At 34.4% G+C, this 18,216-nt stretch carries 15 protein-coding genes; 4 read left to right on the plus strand and 11 right to left on the minus strand.

Going from position 1 to position 18,216, the window contains the following annotated elements; all coding sequences use genetic code 11:
- Positions 1-86: 86 nt before the first annotated feature.
- The 10 genes from LV89_RS19070 to LV89_RS19115 all read right to left on the minus strand — a co-directional run bounded on the left by LV89_RS19070 (position 87) and on the right by LV89_RS19115 (position 11,921).
- Complete coding sequence (locus tag LV89_RS19070; RefSeq protein WP_109744521.1) at positions 87-1,265, minus strand: glycosyltransferase family 2 protein; 1,179 nt, start codon at positions 1,263-1,265, stop codon at positions 87-89.
- 1 nt (position 1,266) lies between these two features.
- Positions 1,267-2,205, minus strand: a complete 939-nt coding sequence (locus tag LV89_RS19075; protein WP_109744522.1) for a glycosyltransferase family 2 protein — start codon at positions 2,203-2,205, stop codon at positions 1,267-1,269.
- Positions 2,206-2,350: 145 nt separating this feature from the next.
- Positions 2,351-3,790 (minus strand): O-antigen ligase family protein, encoded by a 1,440-nt coding sequence (locus LV89_RS19080; protein WP_109744523.1) that lies wholly within the window; start codon positions 3,788-3,790, stop codon positions 2,351-2,353.
- Positions 3,791-3,796: 6 nt separating this feature from the next.
- Positions 3,797-5,131, minus strand: coding sequence for an oligosaccharide flippase family protein (locus LV89_RS19085; protein ID WP_109744524.1), 1,335 nt, complete (start codon positions 5,129-5,131; stop codon positions 3,797-3,799).
- A 108-nt stretch (positions 5,132-5,239) separates the two neighbouring features.
- Positions 5,240-7,354 carry a GumC family protein gene (locus LV89_RS19090; RefSeq protein ID WP_146199210.1) on the minus strand — a complete coding sequence of 705 codons (2,115 nt, stop codon included), beginning with the start codon at positions 7,352-7,354 and terminating at the stop codon, positions 5,240-5,242.
- A 65-nt stretch (positions 7,355-7,419) separates the two neighbouring features.
- Entirely contained in the window at positions 7,420-8,172 is a 753-nt protein-coding gene (locus LV89_RS19095; protein ID WP_109744526.1) for a TolC family protein, read from the minus strand.
- A gap of 62 nt (positions 8,173-8,234) precedes the next feature.
- On the minus strand, positions 8,235-9,368 hold the full coding sequence (locus LV89_RS19100; RefSeq protein WP_109744527.1) for a glycosyltransferase family 4 protein: 1,134 nt from the start codon (positions 9,366-9,368) through the stop codon (positions 8,235-8,237).
- Between the two features lie 16 nt (positions 9,369-9,384).
- A complete protein-coding gene (locus tag LV89_RS19105; protein WP_109744528.1) occupies positions 9,385-9,747 on the minus strand; it encodes an Hpt domain-containing protein in 363 nt (120 codons plus the stop codon).
- Positions 9,748-9,904: 157 nt separating this feature from the next.
- On the minus strand, positions 9,905-10,963 hold the full coding sequence (locus LV89_RS19110) for a ParB N-terminal domain-containing protein (protein WP_109744529.1): 1,059 nt from the start codon (positions 10,961-10,963) through the stop codon (positions 9,905-9,907).
- Between the two features lie 4 nt (positions 10,964-10,967).
- Positions 10,968-11,921, minus strand: coding sequence for an AAA family ATPase (locus LV89_RS19115; protein ID WP_109744530.1), 954 nt, complete (start codon positions 11,919-11,921; stop codon positions 10,968-10,970).
- 921 nt (positions 11,922-12,842) lie between these two features.
- Between LV89_RS19115 and LV89_RS19120 the strand changes: the two genes are divergently transcribed.
- The 3 genes from LV89_RS19120 to LV89_RS19130 all read left to right on the plus strand — a co-directional run bounded on the left by LV89_RS19120 (position 12,843) and on the right by LV89_RS19130 (position 15,456).
- On the plus strand, positions 12,843-13,844 hold the full coding sequence (locus tag LV89_RS19120; RefSeq protein WP_109744531.1) for a replication initiation protein: 1,002 nt from the start codon (positions 12,843-12,845) through the stop codon (positions 13,842-13,844).
- 246 nt (positions 13,845-14,090) lie between these two features.
- Positions 14,091-14,969, plus strand: coding sequence for an AraC family transcriptional regulator (locus tag LV89_RS19125; protein ID WP_109744532.1), 879 nt, complete (start codon positions 14,091-14,093; stop codon positions 14,967-14,969).
- 85 nt (positions 14,970-15,054) lie between these two features.
- Positions 15,055-15,456: a DUF983 domain-containing protein gene (locus LV89_RS19130; RefSeq protein ID WP_109744533.1), complete on the plus strand. Its 402-nt coding sequence runs from the start codon at positions 15,055-15,057 to the stop codon at positions 15,454-15,456.
- A 13-nt stretch (positions 15,457-15,469) separates the two neighbouring features.
- Here LV89_RS19130 and LV89_RS19135 read toward each other — a convergent pair whose 3' ends face one another.
- Positions 15,470-16,378: a helix-turn-helix domain-containing protein gene (locus LV89_RS19135; protein ID WP_109744534.1), complete on the minus strand. Its 909-nt coding sequence runs from the start codon at positions 16,376-16,378 to the stop codon at positions 15,470-15,472.
- Between the two features lie 157 nt (positions 16,379-16,535).
- On the opposite strand from LV89_RS19135, the gene LV89_RS19140 reads away from it, so the two are divergent.
- Positions 16,536-18,158 carry a carboxylesterase/lipase family protein gene (locus tag LV89_RS19140; protein WP_109744535.1) on the plus strand — a complete coding sequence of 541 codons (1,623 nt, stop codon included), beginning with the start codon at positions 16,536-16,538 and terminating at the stop codon, positions 18,156-18,158.
- Positions 18,159-18,216: the final 58 nt, after the last annotated feature.

Consider the following 18,216-nt stretch of genomic DNA (forward strand, 5'->3'; position numbering starts at 1 on the left):
AAGTCTGGGCTACTTTTTGGGTTAATGTAACACAGACTTTAGTCTGTATGAATAAACCAATAGTCACTTACAGACTGAAGTCTGTGCTACTTTTCTGAATCCTCGCCGTGTGGCGTATGGATAAATTGTTTTCTGGCTTTTCCGATATTTAAGGCTGATTTCAAAATAGAAATGATAGCTATGGGTATTTGTAAAAAAGCATTTACTAAATCTTTATTATACCATTTTGCGGGAATGCCCATGAGCAAAGCTATACCTAAAGCAATGAACAAAACAATGCTAAAAATCAATAAATGGCTGGCAAATAAGAAACAAAATATTATCCATAAACCCAAAACGGCAACTAACAAAACTCTTGGGAATAAATACGTTTGAAAAACCTTATTGAAAAATGAAATATTCCCTTTTGATAACTGTATCCAACCTTCAATAAAGTATTTTTCAAAAAATTCCACTTGGGTGGCTAACCATCTACTTCGTTGCTGACTAAAAACGTCTGTTTTGGCTACTTTTTCATCATAAACGTATTCGCCATCTAAAAAAGCAACCTCTTTTCTTTGTCTCATCAATCTGAATTCCAGTTCTTTATCTTCTCCAGAAGTTTCGCCAATGTCGGTTAAAAGTTGGATAAATAATTGCCAATCAAAAGCCATTCCGCTACCGATAAGAGCAGAAGGTAAACCCGCCGCAACGTGTCCTCTTCTGAAAATATGATTATTGATTTCCTCGGTACAGGCATCTAACAAAGCAAAAGGCGTTTGCGTATTTTTGGCAGTTCTATGCCCTTGAACAGCTTGAAAACCTGCTTCAAAAGCATTGTTTATGGCGTGTAAAAAACCTTGTCCAATATGATTATCGGCATCTAAAATCAAGACAATATCAACTGAAATATTTTGAGTTGCTTCGATGGCTTTTTGCAAGGCTTTTCCCTTTGTACTTTTCTCAAAATGAACTTCCACCACTTTTATGGGTAAAGAATTCAGGGTTTTCAAAGTGGCTTCGCTAAAAGAATCCGCAATGACGACAACTTCAAATAATGTTGTTGGATAATCTTGTTCGAGGATATTTTTTGCCGTTGAAATAATGACCGAATCTTCTTTATAACCCGGTACAAAAATGCGTATTTTACGTAACTGAGTAGCTTTTTTGAAAATTCTTTTCTTGGAAATTTTCCCTAAAACTGAAAAAAACAACAAATACGCCACTTGAATTAAGAGGTAAATCAAGATGAAATATTCTATAAAATGGAGTATCGTTTGTATCATGTTAATCAATTTTTAAACTTCCTATTAATTTGGAAGAGTGGTTTTGAGGTTCTTGTATTCCAGAGTTTGATATATTCCAAACAAAAGCCTTCCAAATGGCTTTTGCATGAGCGTTTTCTTGCTTGAAAAAATGCTTAAAAATATGAATTGGCGACGAAATAAAAACAAAAAAAGCACTGGCAACCAACCATCTGAAACCCGAATAATTCCGACGAATATACAAAAGTCGATTTCGGTATAAATAATAGGTTTTGAAAGCCGAGTTTTTTCCTGTCGAAACTGATTCTTTATGATAAATAGTTGCTTTACCGTCGTAATGAACTTCGTAATCTTGTTTTTTAAACCTTGCAGCCCAATCCAATTCTTCGTAATACAAAAAGAAAATTTCACTCATTTGTCCCACTTTTTTTAAGGCTGAGGCAGGAATCATCATGGCTGCACCGTTGGGCAAATCTGTGATTCGAGTATCGTCAAATTTGCCATCATCTTTTTGGAAATAACCAATATCATAACTTCTGCTCGTGAGTGGATGCAAGCCAATTGCCCCCGCATATTGTATGGTATCGGGCATGAAATGGTATTTTATTTTCGGACAAACGATGCCAACTTGTGGATTTTTCTGTAAATATTCTACTAATTCATTGATTAAATTGGGCGTTAATTCGGTGTCGTTATTGACAAAAAATAAATATTCCCCTTTTGCAAAATGTAGTCCTATGTTATTTCCGCCTGCAAAACCTAAATTTTCGGGACTGCTGATATGTTTGATAAATGGAAATTCTTGCTTTAAATAAGCTGATGATTTTTTAGGTGAAGCATTATCAACCACAATAATTTCCCAATTAGGATATGCCACCAACGAAAGCGACCGCAACATTTCAGCAGTGACTTCGGGCGTGTCATAATTGACGGTTATGATAGAAACTAAGGGCTTTGACATTTTTGAATTACGTTTTTTAGAAAAATCCTACCATGTTTGATTTGGACAAACTTCCCGAAAGTTTTAGAACTTTCGGGAAGTTCAATGGTAGGCTGTTGGTGTTATTCAATTCGTAAGTAACTCTGTTTTAATTTTAAGTATCGCTTTATACCTTCAACTCCTTGGTATCCCATTTTGGACTAATAAATACAAATGCCCAACTGATATAAACGATTGCCGAAGAAGGCAAAGCGTTCATTACTTCGTTGCCATAACTACAAACTAAGCTTCCAAAAGACCCTGCACAGAGCGAAATTAGCTGATTTCTCAGCACAGGGTCACGGGTTTCCCAAATAATTCCAGATGATTTCCCGACGATATAAAACATCATTCCAAACCAAATTATAAAACCTATCACGCCATACATTGCCCACATTTTCACGTATAAACTGTCGGGGGGAATATTGGCGGTAGCAATGTGTTTGTTGTAGGTTCGTCCCCATTGTCCGATTGTCCCAACGCCCATTCCAATCGGTTTACTTGCCATTATATCTTTCAAAATTCTTTGATTGATAAGTCTGGCTTGAAGCGATGGGTCGTTTGGGTCGAGAGAACTTCGTAGCCTTCTGATTTGGTCATTCCCAGAACCAATTGAGGTAAATTTTAACATTCCGATAAAGCCCAAACCGATTACCATTCCAAGAATTAAGATGCGGGTTTGTTTCATCAAAACCAAGAAAATAAAACCGCCACCCACCAAAGCACCCATTGCACCTCTTGTACCCGAAATCAACATCCCATAAAATATTAATAATCCAGCTAATCCGTACAACAATTTCTTTCCGAAAGAATAAGGTCCAACCGTCAAAGCAATGCACATAACTGCTAAATGGGCTTGTGACGCTCCAAACTGTGCCGCCTCAGAATAATAGGAAAACACCCTTAATTTTCCGAAAAGAATATGCGTTTTTTTTGCTCCTTCTTCCAACCAACGATGTTCGGCTGAGTCAACGCCAAGATATAATTGTTTCATTCCATACATTGCTCCTAAAACTGACATAATGATGATGATGTGCAGAAATAGACCAATATCGGTTCTCTTCTTGAAAATTAAAATCACCAATGGAACCGTTAAAAGCCAATATAAAGATGAAGAACGCATTTCTTGAAACCACCCTTGAATATTTGGTCGTGTTGGATTACCAATTTCTAAAACGGTAATGCCAAACCAGATTAAGGCAAACCAAACTAAATCAATGTCAAGATGTCTAAATCTGAATCGTTTTCCCTGATAAAAAAATACTGCTAACCAAGTCAAAACCAATAAACCATCTACCAAAAGCCCAAATTGAGGCCCTACGATATGTTTCCCGATGGTCGGCATTAAAAAACAATAGAAAATAAATGAAATTAAGCCGATGCGTGGATTGAGAAAAAGTAATATCAAAAAGGCAATTCCGAAGGGCAAAACCAATAATAATCCTGCAATCGTAATTCCCATTTTTGCAATTAACCAACCCAAAACAACACTCAATAATACGCCAATGATTAACCAGCGATTATTCAGCCCAATTCGGTTAGTATTATATAAAGTATTTGCTTGCATTTGTCATTACTGTTTTGGCGATGAAACAAGTTTCTGTCTCATTTTCCCGATAAATTCTTTACAATAATCTATTATTTCTTTCAAAATATTAGTGTTTTGTAATCTTCCCGTTTTATCAAGCATCCACCAACCCAAAGTTGCCCCAATAATGGCGTTGATGACCGAAGCAAAGGCAACCCAAGCTAAATCGTGGGTTAAATAAAGTGCTAAAAGGTCAGCAATGATATTGACAATTGCCATGATTAGGACTTTTATAAAGTTTTTGTTGGGCAATTGAAGGGCATCTAAACAAATTCCCGTCATGCGGTTGATGGGCAACAATAAACCAAATAAAATGAACACTCTAAATATTGGCGTGGTGTCAGCGTATTGTTTTCCACCAATTATCAAAACCAAATATGGAGCAAAAACAAAGGCAAATAATAATCCCGGAATGTAAAGCAAATACGACCAAGAAAGATATTGAACCAATGTTTTTTGAAAAGCAGGATAGTCTTTTTCGTTGTGTTTTGCTGCCAACTGAGGAAAAGCAGTTGTACTTAAACTTCGTAACGGAATTTCAAAAAGTTCGGTCAATTTTAATGGAATGGCATATTTTGCTACTGAAGATGCCCCCATAATACTGCCAATCAAAAAAGTATCAGCACTTTTCAAAACATTTGTGGTTGCCAAAGTTGCCAACGTATATTTTATCAAATTGAATAATGCTTTTACTTCTGTTAAGGTTTTGAATTTGATATTCAAGGGATTTGTTTTCTTGAATATCAAAACAAAAATCAACAAACAAACATTAAATAATAAATGTACCGTGGCAAATTCTTCTAAACTTCCTTCTTTCAAAAAAGCATAAAATGCGATGATTAGAGCATTGGCACTTTGGGTAATTCTTAGAAATAAAAGAAATTTTAAATCTTGCTTGGCGACTGCTTCAGCTTCTGCAATGTGAAGTGGCAAGGTGACAATTCCTAAAACGGCATACCAACCACAAAATATTTGAATACCTGCATTTTGGGCGAAAATTCCTGAGAAAAAAAGAATAGTTAGCACCACTGAAATACTGAAAGAAATCAATCCTCCAAGCCAATAAGCACTACCAATGATTGTTTTTTGTTGCTGGTGGTCGTCGGTAGATGCTCGCATGACTAAAGCAGACTGCAAACCGCCCGATTTTATCATCTCAAATAAAATAACCGCTGTGGTATAAACGATGTATTCGCCGAGAATTTCTGGCTTGGTCGCTCGTACCAACAACATAAACGACCCCAAACCAATAATGGCAGGAAGTAGCTGGCTGGCAAATGCCAATCCTTGAATGGTAGCTTGACTTTTGTTCTTACTCATAATAGCGATTTGAATTTAGTCATTGGTAGTTTTCTCACTAACAAATTATCCGATGATGGGCTTAATGGATTGTTTTCTATTGCCTAATCCCCAAATCCTAATCCCTAATTATCGAATTTTCTTTCTATTACCAAACTCAAATTTTGCGAGACGTTTCAATATTGACCTGAAAATATTTCGTTTTTTGGGAACTTCGCCAATGTATTCTTCGGCAAAATCATTATCAACTCCGTTCAAAATAAATTGAGGATTATTACCTGTTGTTTTACGAAAAATAGTTAAAATATCACGGTCAACTCTGCCCCAAACCCGATTGGCACGACATAATAAAATGGCATAATTCAATTTTGGAAAAAGTCCGGGTTTTATAATTATATCATCTAAAGACGGAAATTCAATCAAGACAAAGTCTTTGATATTTTTCAATTTATTTTCTCTTGCTTCCAAAAAAGCCTCATAACTATCTGGAAATGAAACCCCAAACGCTTTTTTTTCAGGTTCTTTTATGGTAATTGGCCAATACGTATCCGATGTTCCCGCTGAATTATTGATTAACAATTGTTTTTCAACGGTATAATTCAAATTCATCAATTCTTGTCCCAACAAATTAATGATGGTCGTTTTGCCTTCTCCCGTCTGTGTACTCAAAATTCCAACGACAATTGGTTTTTGTTGGGTTTCTACATTAGCTAAAAATTGTTGCAACAAACGTAAATTAGCTTTTTTTACAAAATCTGGATTTCCGTTTAACAATGGATAAATGCCTAACAATGGTGCATCAACCGTTTTTCTGGCTCTTAATGGTTCAAGCAATGTTTTGTTTATCAAAGCATTCGCTAAAATAAAAGCCAAAACCAAAACTAAGCCAATGACAAAACCCAAAATTACCATCACCATTCTTTTTGAAGCGTTAGGTTTTAGCGGTAAATATGGAGGGTCAACAACATTTAATTTGGCGGTTAATTCTGTGTTTTGCTGAGTCAGTCTTGCCATATTCAAGCCGTGTAAAAGCTCTAAATATTCTTGTTCAGAAACGCCTATTTGTCTTTCTATTTTCTTCAACATCGCACCCAATGGAGCAAAACGGCGATATTCTTCTTCAAATTCCTTCTTACGCTTATCCATCACGGTCAATTTCGCTTTACTTTGTTCATAAGCAAGCGTTGTTTTTAACCATTCGTCCAACACATTTTTGGTAGGAATTCCGTTGGGAGTATTGCTATCTCGATATAATTTATCCAAAGAGTTTTTCAACGTTCCTTCGGTTCTTGAAGCAAGGTTTTTTAAACTATCTATTTGTTTTTGATTACTTCCGTCATTATTTACGGTTTCGCTCAAAGCAATTTTGTTGTAAATATTCGATAGTTTTTCACGTTCTTTAATAATTTCTGAACCATTTGTGAACTGACTATTTCTACCTTTTATATTTTCATTAACTTTTTCTAAGGAAGACTTTGACGACATTTTATCCATTTCCAGATTATGATTCAAAGCGTATAAATCTTCACGTTCGCCCGCAACAGCCTTTGTTTGTTCATAATAGTTAATGATGTCATTGGTTTTATTAAAATCCAAAAACGTCTTTTCGGTAGAATCAAGTTTTGAAAAAGCTCTTTTGGTTTCGCTTTCAAAATAACTTACCACCGAGCCTGTTTGTCCTTCACGCAATAATTTATTTTTTCGCATAAACGACTGTTCCAGCAACTCAAGCGTTCTTTTGCAAATAAAAGGGTCGTTGGTTTCGTAAGAAATTTTGATTAAATCACTATTGCTTATCCGAGATGATTTTATGCTTTTGAGTGCCTCAAGGGAATAAAATGGATTGCCCGAATAAATGATTTTATAGATTAAATTATCGTCGCTTCGTTGTGTTAAATTGGCTACGGCGTCACGTGTTGCCGCCAAAGTTGGTTTCACAATCTGGCGTTTAATATCTTCTGGAACTAAATTTTGTAATTCATCATACGCTCCCCAAGTCAAAATATTGGGGTCATGTTTTTTCAAAAAAAGATGCTCTGCCAATAAGTCAATCAATACATCTTGTTTTGTTTCTCGTGATTCTATCAAAGAAAGTAGATTATCAAAAGCATTACTGGTTGAATAAAAGTCTGCTTTTGTACTTCCATTTAAACTATATCCCGAAGCAATTCCTGTATAAATTGTTGATTCTGAAGAGTAAACTTTTTTTTCGTTTCGGGTAAAATAGAAAATTGAGACTGCCAAAATCGTAGGGATTATCAGCAGCCAAAGTAGGTTTTTTGAAATTAATTTTAAAAAATGCAAAAAACTCATTTTACCTGATTTAATAAAGAGGCGAAACTGATACCTGTATAGGCGTCCAATTCCATTAAACTGGTCTGAAATTTATTCAGATACGTTTCGAACTCAATTTTTGATTTATTGTAAATATCTAATATCCTTGCGTTTTGTTCCAAGGTGATTTGTCCTTGTAAAAAATCACGCTCAGCCATTTTATAATTCACTTGTGCCGCCTGACGGTTATTACTGCTTATGAGCATCAATTTATGTGCTAACTTCAAGTCTTGATAATATTCTATAACTCTTTGTTTTACGTATAAATTGCTACTTTCTTTTTCATAATTTGCCATTTCAATCTGTGATTTTGTGGCTTTAGCAAAATGCTTGCGATTCAGAATTTGAGACATCGGCAATTGTAACCCAACTCCCAAATTATAAAAACCAGTTTGTACAGTCGTGAATCTGTTTAATGAATTGGTTTCATTAACAGAAGCGTAATTTGTTCCGTATTGATAACTCGCTAACATTGAAAGTCTATCAAAAATGGCATTTTTACTAATTTTCTGATTGGCTGTGGCAAAATCTACCCCACTCGAAAGCCTTTTAATTTCGGGAGAATACTTTTGAGCGGCCGTAATTAATTGTGGTAAAAGTTGGTCGTTTGTGAAAGCTTTGGTCAATAAAGAATCTGTCGAAATCTTTTGAGAATTTGATTGCCAAGGGACTATTGTAGCTATAATCCAAATTATGAAGATGAAACCATATTTTTTATTCCTAAACATTTGAGTAATAGTTAAGGCTAAAATCTACTTTCAATAATATTAGCAAATATTGTGCCTTTTAACTATCTATTTTTCAATAGTTTATAAATGGATAAAACTTTAGAAGCGGTCTTTTGCCAAGTAAAAAGACTTGGGCGTGCATAACCCAAAGTTATTTTCTCTTTTCTCAAACCTTCATTTTTGTAGGCAATTGTCATTTCTTCCGTAATTTCTTCAACGGAGTATGGATTAACCATAAATGCAGCGTCTCCTGCCACCTCTGGCATGGCAGAAATATTTGAGGTCACTACTGGAATGCCAAAAGACATGGCTTCTAAAATGGGTAAGCCAAATCCCTCACGCAGAGACGGATATAAAAAAACTTTAGCTTCAGAATATAAAGCCAGAAGACTTGTATCATCAACAAAACCTGTTAAAACAAACCTATCAAGTAATGCTACTTTATTAATTTCCGTCAAAATATCTACAATAAAACCTTCCTTCAATCCTGTAATTGCCAATTTAACGGTAGGGTTTTCTTCCGCAAATTTGACAAAAGCTTTTACGGTATTTTTGACATTTTTACGTGGCTCTACATTTCCAAGAAATAAAAAATAGTCTTTCGTTAAGCCCAATCTTACTCTGATTTCTTTAACAATTTCTGGGCTTGGTTTTATGCCAAATCTCCGACTTACACCATTATGAATTACCGTAATACCATCTTCTTTTAAATCTAATGTTTTTACAATATTGGCTTTTTCTACTTCAGAAATCGTAATAATTTTTTTACATTTTTTAACGATTTTTGGAACAAGCCATTTTCTGTATAAATTTCCGTACTTCTGGTATTTGGTTGATGTATTTTCTTGGGTTGATTTTTCCATGAATATGACATCATGCAGAGTCAATACTAATGAAGTTGGTAAGTATAATGGAGCTGTGTTACTGGTACAATGTAAAATGTCTAATTTGTATTTTTGAGCATAAAAAGGCAGCATAATCTGCTCCCAAACCACATAATTTAGCCCAGATATTTCTACTATTTTAAAGTTTCGAGTTTCTTGAATGCAATTTCTATCTTCATCAGGTTTTACAAAAATGAAGTATTCATTCTCACTATCAATCACTTGCAAGGCACGAATCAATTCCAAAGCTACGATGTCCATGCCGTGCTTATGTGGTCTAAAAAGTCGTTGTGCTTCGATTCCAATTCTCATTTTGCTTGATTTTATCTTAATTCATTTCACTTAACAATGTTTCTATTACTTTCTTTGCCTCTTTTACTTGAGTATCCAATTCCAGATAATTTGCCATTAATATTTCTTGACTTGAATTATTTTTTGATAAATTCTCAAATGCCTGAATTTTAGCATGGAATTGCGTCAAACCAACCATCGAAAATGAAGGTTTTATTTGATGAGATAATGCTCCAACTTTTAAGAAATCTTTCTGCTCAATGGCTAAATAAATTTCGTCCCAAGTTGTCAAACTATCTTCCAAGAAAGTTTCAAACATGATTTGTATAATAGATTGGTCTCCTCCATAAATTTCATGGAGGTACTTAGAATCCAATAAAGGATGTGAAATGGCGGACATAGTTGTATTTTTGCTAAATACAAAGCAAAAAATGTACCATTGTCAATATTTTAAGTAGAGAGAGGTATTTTCATCTCAACATCAGCAGACTTGAAGAATCTATTTCTTTTAAAGTAAAAAAACTCGCTCAATATTAAGCGAGTTTTTACTTTAAATCTTAATCAACTAAAGCAAGCATATTTTGTGCTATCTGAATAATATTTTCTAAATCACTTTTCTTATTCGTTTTGGCAAATCTTTTTGAAATATTAATTATCTGTGTCGTATTTTCTTTGATTGTAGCTGTTTTAGCATTCTTTTCGGTATAATCAAATACTACACTTTCGGTATTATCACTCAGAATATTGGCTAAACTACTGATTGGCTCTACAATGCTATCATTTTTTGCAATTTTTTGAATAATTCCTTTATCAACTTTCTCACGCCCTGTCAAAATATCATTTCGCAATTCAATGTCTAATTTATCTAAGCCTTTAGCAAATTCTGCATCACGCTTGATAGTTTTGGCACTCACTTTATATTCAGTAGCTAAGCGTTCAGCCGTTGAAATTCCCGAAGGGACATTTTGACCCTTCGGGAAATTTTGTCCAATCTCTTCAGATAAATTTGTACCAATTTGAGCGTTTTCTCCCGAAGGGACATTTTGACCCTTCGGGAAATTTTGTCCAATGTCTTCAGATAAATTTGTACCAATTTGAGCGTTTTCTCCCGAAGGGACATTTTGACCCTTCGGGAGAATTGAATTCAAATTATCCGATTTATATGTTTTTTCATTGTTATAACGCAAGCCTCTGAAATAAGAAATTTGAGAAGGAGATAAGTTTCTACGTCCCAATTGCAAATTTATCATGTAGTCTTTTGCTTCTTTCAAAGTCTGAAAAGAGAGCATATAAACCTCAAAAGCAAGATTGTTGGCAGTACATATTTTATGACGGTTATGCCCATCAATAAGTACATAAACCAAATCGTCAATTTGTGTGTATGGCAATCCTAATTCTTTTTTGGGAGCTTGCCAAAGCTGAATTGGCGTTTGACAACCATGTTTTTTGATGTTAATTTCTAACTGCTCAAATTCTTCATCAGAAAGCGGCGGAATCAGATTTTTAAGTTCGTCTAAAACCGTAATATTTTGTCTGATATTGTCGGCATTTAGAATATTACTGGATAATGCCTGTTTCGTTTTTGAAGCAAGAATATTTCTAATGTCTGTTTTCATAGGTTTATTTCACGATTTGAAGATAAGATATGTATTCATCACAAAATTCCCAATAACATTTGGCAGCTTCAGAATCTTGTGAAAATTTTGAAATAGAGTTTTGGGCAATCTGCGACTTCTGAAAATCAATCAAATGCTTAATTTCTGCATCAAAAATCTTAATATTTTTTACTTCCTCTTTCACATAATTCTTTATTCCGTCGTGAACAGTATTTTTTTTCACCATCGTAAACACAACACCATCAATTTGTAAAGAGGCATTCAAATCTTTACGAACTTCCATGATTTTACCCCAAATTGAGTTCAAGCCTTTTACGGCTGACATTTCTGGAAGTAAAGGAATTATACAACTTGTAGAAGCTGCCATTGCCGAAAGCGTAAGTTTATTGAGCGATGGCGGGCAGTCAATAACGATGTAGTCGTACTTCGCTAATAAATGAGCAATTCTATTTTTCAGACGAAATTCACCACCCGTTAATTCATGAAAACGCATTTCTACGTTAGCCAAATCAATATCAGAAGGCGACAAGTCTAAATTATCATCAATTTTAACCACAGGAAATTCAACGTTATCTATCAAAGAATCAGCCACTTGAACTTCAGGCATATCAACTCCCAAAATCTGACTTAAATTTCCTTGAGGGTCAAGGTCAATTAACAAAACCTTAAAACCTTTCTTTGACAAAGCTTCTCCTAATGATGCCGTTGTGGTCGTCTTTCCAACGCCTCCTTTATGGTTTACTACCGAAATAACACGAGCATTTTGATAAAGCGTTGGCGAATATCCATATTTTGTAAGAATAGAAAACAGTAATTCTAAGTGTTTCTCAGGAATTGCTCTATTCTCATTTAAGGCTCTCGTTATGGTTTGGCGGGGAATACCAGCTTCTTTTTCGAGGGAACTAACTAACAAAGCAGGGTTGTGTCGGATGAATTTTAAAGCAAGTTCTTGCGTCATTATTTGAGATTATCTACACGGTTAAATTATACCCAAATATAACATTTTTTGGTAAATAAATACCCAATTATTGCATTTTTGTACAGCTTTTTTGTGAAAATAACCTTTAAAGCGAGTTTTTTACAAATCTTATCAGCTTGTGTGCAATATCTCTCATATATAACCACTTAATTCCTCATAAATATCTAAAAATGAATAATTTATGAATTAAGACGAGTTTTTTACAAGCCCAAAAATCTTCTTTTTTTTGATTAAAGCGAGTTTTTTACAAAAACTAAATAACTGATTATCAACAAGTTAATCTATTTTAAAAACTCCAATTAATTACCTAAACCGTAAGAAAAAACCATAAAGCGAGTTTTTTACAAAATTTTATGCCCATTTTTTTCACGATTTTGGTATTAATTATGCTACATCTTTTTTCTTAATTGATTGATAATCAACCATATAATTTTATCATTACTATTCCAAAAAATAGTAATGAGGTTAAAGCGAGTTTTTTACAAATGTAATATCCTAATTATCAATCACTTAGAAATATAATTAATAATGATTAATCTCTAAGGCGAGTTTTTTACAAAATTTGCCTTAGAGATTAATATTTTATCATTTATAAAGGATAAATAAGATGCTATTTCCCTCAACAAATGTGTTTTTTAGCAGAGAAACAGAGCCAACCTATTATTTTTAGCAATTTTGTTCTTGATTTATATATTTATTCAAAATAATTTGATTGATTTAGGGGCTTGTAACCTATTTGTAATCAGATAGTTACAAGCCATAAGGCGAGTTTTTTACACGCATAAGGCGAGTTTTTTACAAAATTTACACGTTGTAAGGCGAGTTTTTTACACGCATAAGGCGAGTTTTTTACAAAAAAAACATTAACTTTAAATATCTATTAATCCTATTATAGAAGACATGGCTCACATAGACTTAGGCGAAGAAAAATATTTAGAACATCCATATACTCCCAACAGAAAGGACAACTATTTACCGAATAAATTGGTAGTCAGTAATACTCATTTTTCAAGAGTAGAACAAAGGCTATTTGAATACTTTGTAAATCAGATAGACCACGGTACTATTAATATTAATCATGGATTATTAGTAAGAATCCCGATTTCAAAGGTAAAAGAGTTTATTACAACTCGCCAAATTTTGGCAGTTACCAAATCAATGGCTCAAAAAGTGATGACCTTTTTTGATTTATCAAAGCCCAATCTTGAATTTGAGCATATTCCTTTATTCTCAAATATTAGCTATAATAAAAATAACAATGGTTTTTTAGAATTTCGCTCAAACGCTCAGCTATCACCCTATTTAGCAAGTCTTGGAACGCAATACACAAGATACGATTTTAAGACAATTCTGGAATTCAAATCAATATATTCAACATTGATGTACAAATTGATTAAGCTTCATTTGGGGCAAAATAGAACCAAATTTGTTTATAGCATCGTTGAATTGAGGAAACTATTACAAGTTGCCGAAAACAAATATCCTAATTTGAATGACTTTAAAAAGAATGTCTTAGAGCCTGTTCGTGAAGAATTAAAAAACACAAAAGGCGTACCCATCAATTTTGAGTACGAACATTACGGCAATAAACAACGTAATGTAACACACTTACAATTTTCAATTCAAACAGCTTTTGAATTAAGTCAAGCAGATAAACAAGACTTTTTGCAGGCAATTGAAATAAGTCCCGCTTTGGTTTTCAATAAAGTGGAAGATATTTTAACGAAAAATTATAATTTCAAAGAAACCCACAAACAAATGATTCTGAGTGATAAAAATCTACGAGACCAATTTGTTACGCTAAATATTGAGTTTGAAAATGGGCTATATCCAAAAGTTAAAAATCGGACGGCGTATATTTTAACTTGTCTGGGTTTAGTAAAAAAGAAAACAACTTTATAAATGATTGGGCGTATTAAAGTACCTTCATAAGATTTACCATCTCGGTAAAAAATACCATTTAACGTTCTCTTTCAAGCATTTCAGCGTAGATACACTGAGCCGAATACGCTTGAATCTTCATCTATTCGCAATCTATCATATCGCCAATTAACACAATCAGTAATTATTACCACAAATGGTTTACTTTACACCACAATTCGTTCCTTTTTCGGCTATACCTTTGAGCCATTAAGCAAGTCAGCAATTATGTTAGGTAATAAAGTAAATATTCCACTTGTCGATATATGTACTTTGTCGGAACACAAAGAAGATATTTTCATGGTCAGTCGCTTTGGTAGTTATTTAGAAAAACACCAAAATTTACACTTGGCACATCGTCATAGCTTTTACCACTTGGTTTTCTTTACAAAAGGCGGTGGTTTTCATACCATTGACTTCACGAGATTTGAAACTCAGCCTAACCAAATATATTTTATGGTACCGGGTCAAGTTCATGGTTGGAATTTTGAGGGAGAAATTGATGGTTATGTGGTAAACTTCTCACCTTCATTTTTTCAGTCTTTTTTACTTCGTTCAGATTATTTAGACTCATTTCCATTTTTCAATGGTATTGTGCATGATAGCGTAATTAATTTAGAATATCCTCTTTCTGATAAAATTAAAGGGCTTTTTGAAGACATCATTCATCATAATAGTCAAAAGGCAATCTTTCAAGATGACATTATGAGGGCTTTATTATTACAGATTTTCATTTTAGTTAATCAAGGAAGTTCAAACCCAAAATTGCAAAATATTCCATCTTACAATTATACCTTATTAAAAACATTTCAAAAACTGATTGAAAAGCATTTTACAGAGTTGAAACTTCCGATGGAATACGCCAATCTACTGTATGTCACCCCCAATCATTTGAATGCTCTTTGTAAAGAACATCTTGGCATACAAGCAGGCGAGGTCATTAGAAATAGAATTATTTTGGAAGCAAAAAGGCAATTAATCAATCAACAAATTAGTATTACAGAGATTTCTTATTTGTTAAATTTTAAGGATAATTCTTATTTCTCTAAATTTTTCAAGAAACAGGTGGGCATGACACCCGAAGAATTTAGAAAAAGAACACATTAATATAGGGATTGAGATTTAGGTGTTAGGGTTTATGATAATCGTAATTCTTAAATCGTCCTTGTACTTACTTACTCAATAAAAATTTATGGAAGCATACGAAAATATTAAACTCGATAGAGAACGTTCACGATTTGAGGCAATGGTAGATATGCGTTGCCCGCAGTGCCGTCAGGGAAAAATGTTTAAATACAGTAATTGGCGAATAGATAAATTTGACGATATGCACTCAAATTGTCCTGTTTGTAATTTGCACTTTGAAGTAGAACCCGGTTTTTGGTACGGTGCTATGTTTGTAAGTTATGGATTCTCAATCCTTATCTTATTGCTTTTGGGACTAACCGTCTATTGGGGTTTTGGCGACCCATCCATTTGGGGCTATATTCTTCCTATTCCAGTGGTTTCTTTGTTGGCTGTTCCATTCAATTTCAGAATGTCGAGAAGTGTATTTCTTCATTTATTTGGGTTTGTAAAATACAAACCCAAATAAATGAAGAAATACATCAATTTAAACCCCTAAATTCCATCGGACTCACCCCTACTTTTTGTTTAAAAAGACGTGTAAAATGTTGAGGATATTTAAACCCAAGACCGTAAGCTATTTCGTTTACGGTTTTGTCATTTTCATAAATGCGATTTTTAGCTTCTTCGATAGTACGATTCAGGATATAATCTTTGGCAGATTGTCCCGTTTCTTTCTTAATTAAATCACCAAAATAATTGGCTGACAAGTGTAACTCTTCTGCAAAATAGGCTACCGAAGGCAAGCCAATAGTTTGCGGTTTTTCGGAATTAAAATAGACTTTTAGCTTTTCTTCAAATCTTTCCAAAACTCCATGATTGACATTTTCACGAGTGATAAATTGGCGGTCATAAAAACGCTGACAATAATTTAAAAACAGCTCAATATTAGCAGAAATCATTTTTTTGCTATGTTTATCAATGGGTTGTTTCAATTCAAATTCAATTTTTGTGAAGCAATCCATTATCATTTTTCTTTCATCGTCAGATAAATGTAGCGCTTCATTTGATTGATATTCAAAGAATTTATAATCGTGAATATTTTTACCAAGAGAAGTTCCCAATAAAAAATCAGCATGAAAAATTAAACCATGCCCCATGGGTTGGTATGTTCTGGGAACGTCATAAGTAGCAGATTGTTCAGGTTTAAAAAACACCAAAGTACCTGCTTGATAGTCATAATAATGACGCCCATAACGCATATCGCCACATTTTACATCTTTCAAAAAGATACAGTACATACCATATTGAAATTTTACGGTCATTGCTTCGCCCCAATCTCTTGGCTGAGCCTTTGAAAAATCAATCACACTCACCAAAGGGTGCAAGGTCTTCTGATTATTAGCAATATTATAATCGTTAATATTATCTATTTTGACAATCTTTCCCATCTCTCTAAATTGTTAGCTATCACAAACTTAAATAATCAAACCATATTTTTTTGAAGAAGAAATAGTAATCAGTAAAAATGGTAGAAAATGCAGTAATTTTTATACCATCCCTCTTGAAAATTGATAAGACCTTTGTATTGTAAATCAAAATTTAATCATGAGAAAGATATTTTTTGGATTCTTAGTAACATTTGCGTTCTCGTCAATTGCTCAGAATCTTAGTCCAAAAGTAAACACAGTCAATGGTATTGTTAAAGGCACTACGGAAGGTGATGTGGCTATTTTTAAAGGAATTCCTTTTGCTGCCCCGCCAGTGGGTGAATTTCGCTGGCGACCACCACAACCCGTAAAAAATTGGGAAGGAGAATTTGATGCTTCTAAATTTGGCTCGAACTGTGCTCAGGCAGGTTGGGGAGCAAAACCTGGAACAATCGCCGAAGGCTCGTCAGAGGATTGTCTTTATCTTAATCTTTGGACGCCTGCAAACTATACTTCAAAATCAAAATTACCTGTAATGGTTTGGATTCACGGCGGTGGATTTACAGGTGGAAGTGGCTCAAGTCCACAAAACTTTGGTCATGAATTTACCCAAAATGGGGTAATTTTAGTAAACATTAATTACCGTTTGGGACGTTTAGGATATTTTGCTCATCCCGCTTTAAATGCTGAATTTCCAAATGAATTAAAAGGAAATTATGGATATATGGACCAAATTGCAGCTCTTCAATGGATTCAGAAAAACATTGCTGCTTTTGGTGGCGACCCTAAGAATGTAACCATTTTCGGTTTTTCGGCGGGTGGTGTTTCTGTGCATTCTCTCTTGACAATTCCTGCAGCTAAAGGGCTTTTTCATAAATTAATAAGTGAATCTGGCGGTGGAAGAGACGGTGTACTTACAGGCAGACCTATTAGCAAAGAAAATGCCGATATTTTTTATACCGTTTCGGCAGAAACCATCGGAATGAATTTTGCCAAAAAACAAGGAATTGAAGGCACAGATGCAGCCGCATTAGCAAAATTAAGAGCGTTAAAAGTTGAACAAATAATAGATAGCGGTCAAGAAACTGACGGAGTAAACGGGCCACGTACTTATTCAGGGCCGATTCTTGATGGAAAATTAGTGGTAGAAACCGCCGAAAGTGCCTATATGGCAGGTCGTCAGCCAAAAATGCCTTTGATGATAGGAAATTGTAGTGCTGAAATCGGTGGAGCTTTTGTAAGTAGTGCCAAAACCAAAGAAGAATTATTTGCGTCATTTGGCGACTTAGAAGCCGAAGCAAAAACCGCTTATGATGCAGATGGTAGCAAAAATTTTAATGAAGTGATTGCAAAATTTAACACAGACTGGGTTTGGGGAGAGCCTGCACGCATGACGGCGAGAGTTTTCCTTGCAAAACAAGCTCCCGTTTATATGTATCAGTTTGGTTATGTGCCTGCTAATGCTCAACAACGTTCGCCTTATGGTGCTGGTCATGGTTCAGAGGTTTCGTTTGCATTCAATACCTTAAACGCTCGTTGGGGACCTCCTGCCGAACCTACCGCACAAGAAAAAGAATTAGCAAAAAACATGAATATCTATTGGACAAATTTTGCTAAAACAGGTAATCCAAACGGGCAAGGCGTACCCAATTGGACACTTTACAATAACAAAAATCAAGATATGCTTGATGTAGAGTTAGACGGAAAAATTGTAAGCAAACCCGACCCACGTAAAGCAAGATTGGATGTAATAGAGAAAGCGGTAAAATACAGAGGTAAAATTCAGTCGAGAGGAATTTGATTTTTTGAGGAGATGAGGAGATGAGGAGATGAGGAGATGAAGATTTGAGGAGTTGAAG

This window comes from Arcicella aurantiaca, from assembly GCF_003148625.1.
In the GTDB taxonomy this organism is placed as follows: Bacteria; Bacteroidota; Bacteroidia; order Cytophagales; family Spirosomataceae; genus Arcicella; species Arcicella aurantiaca.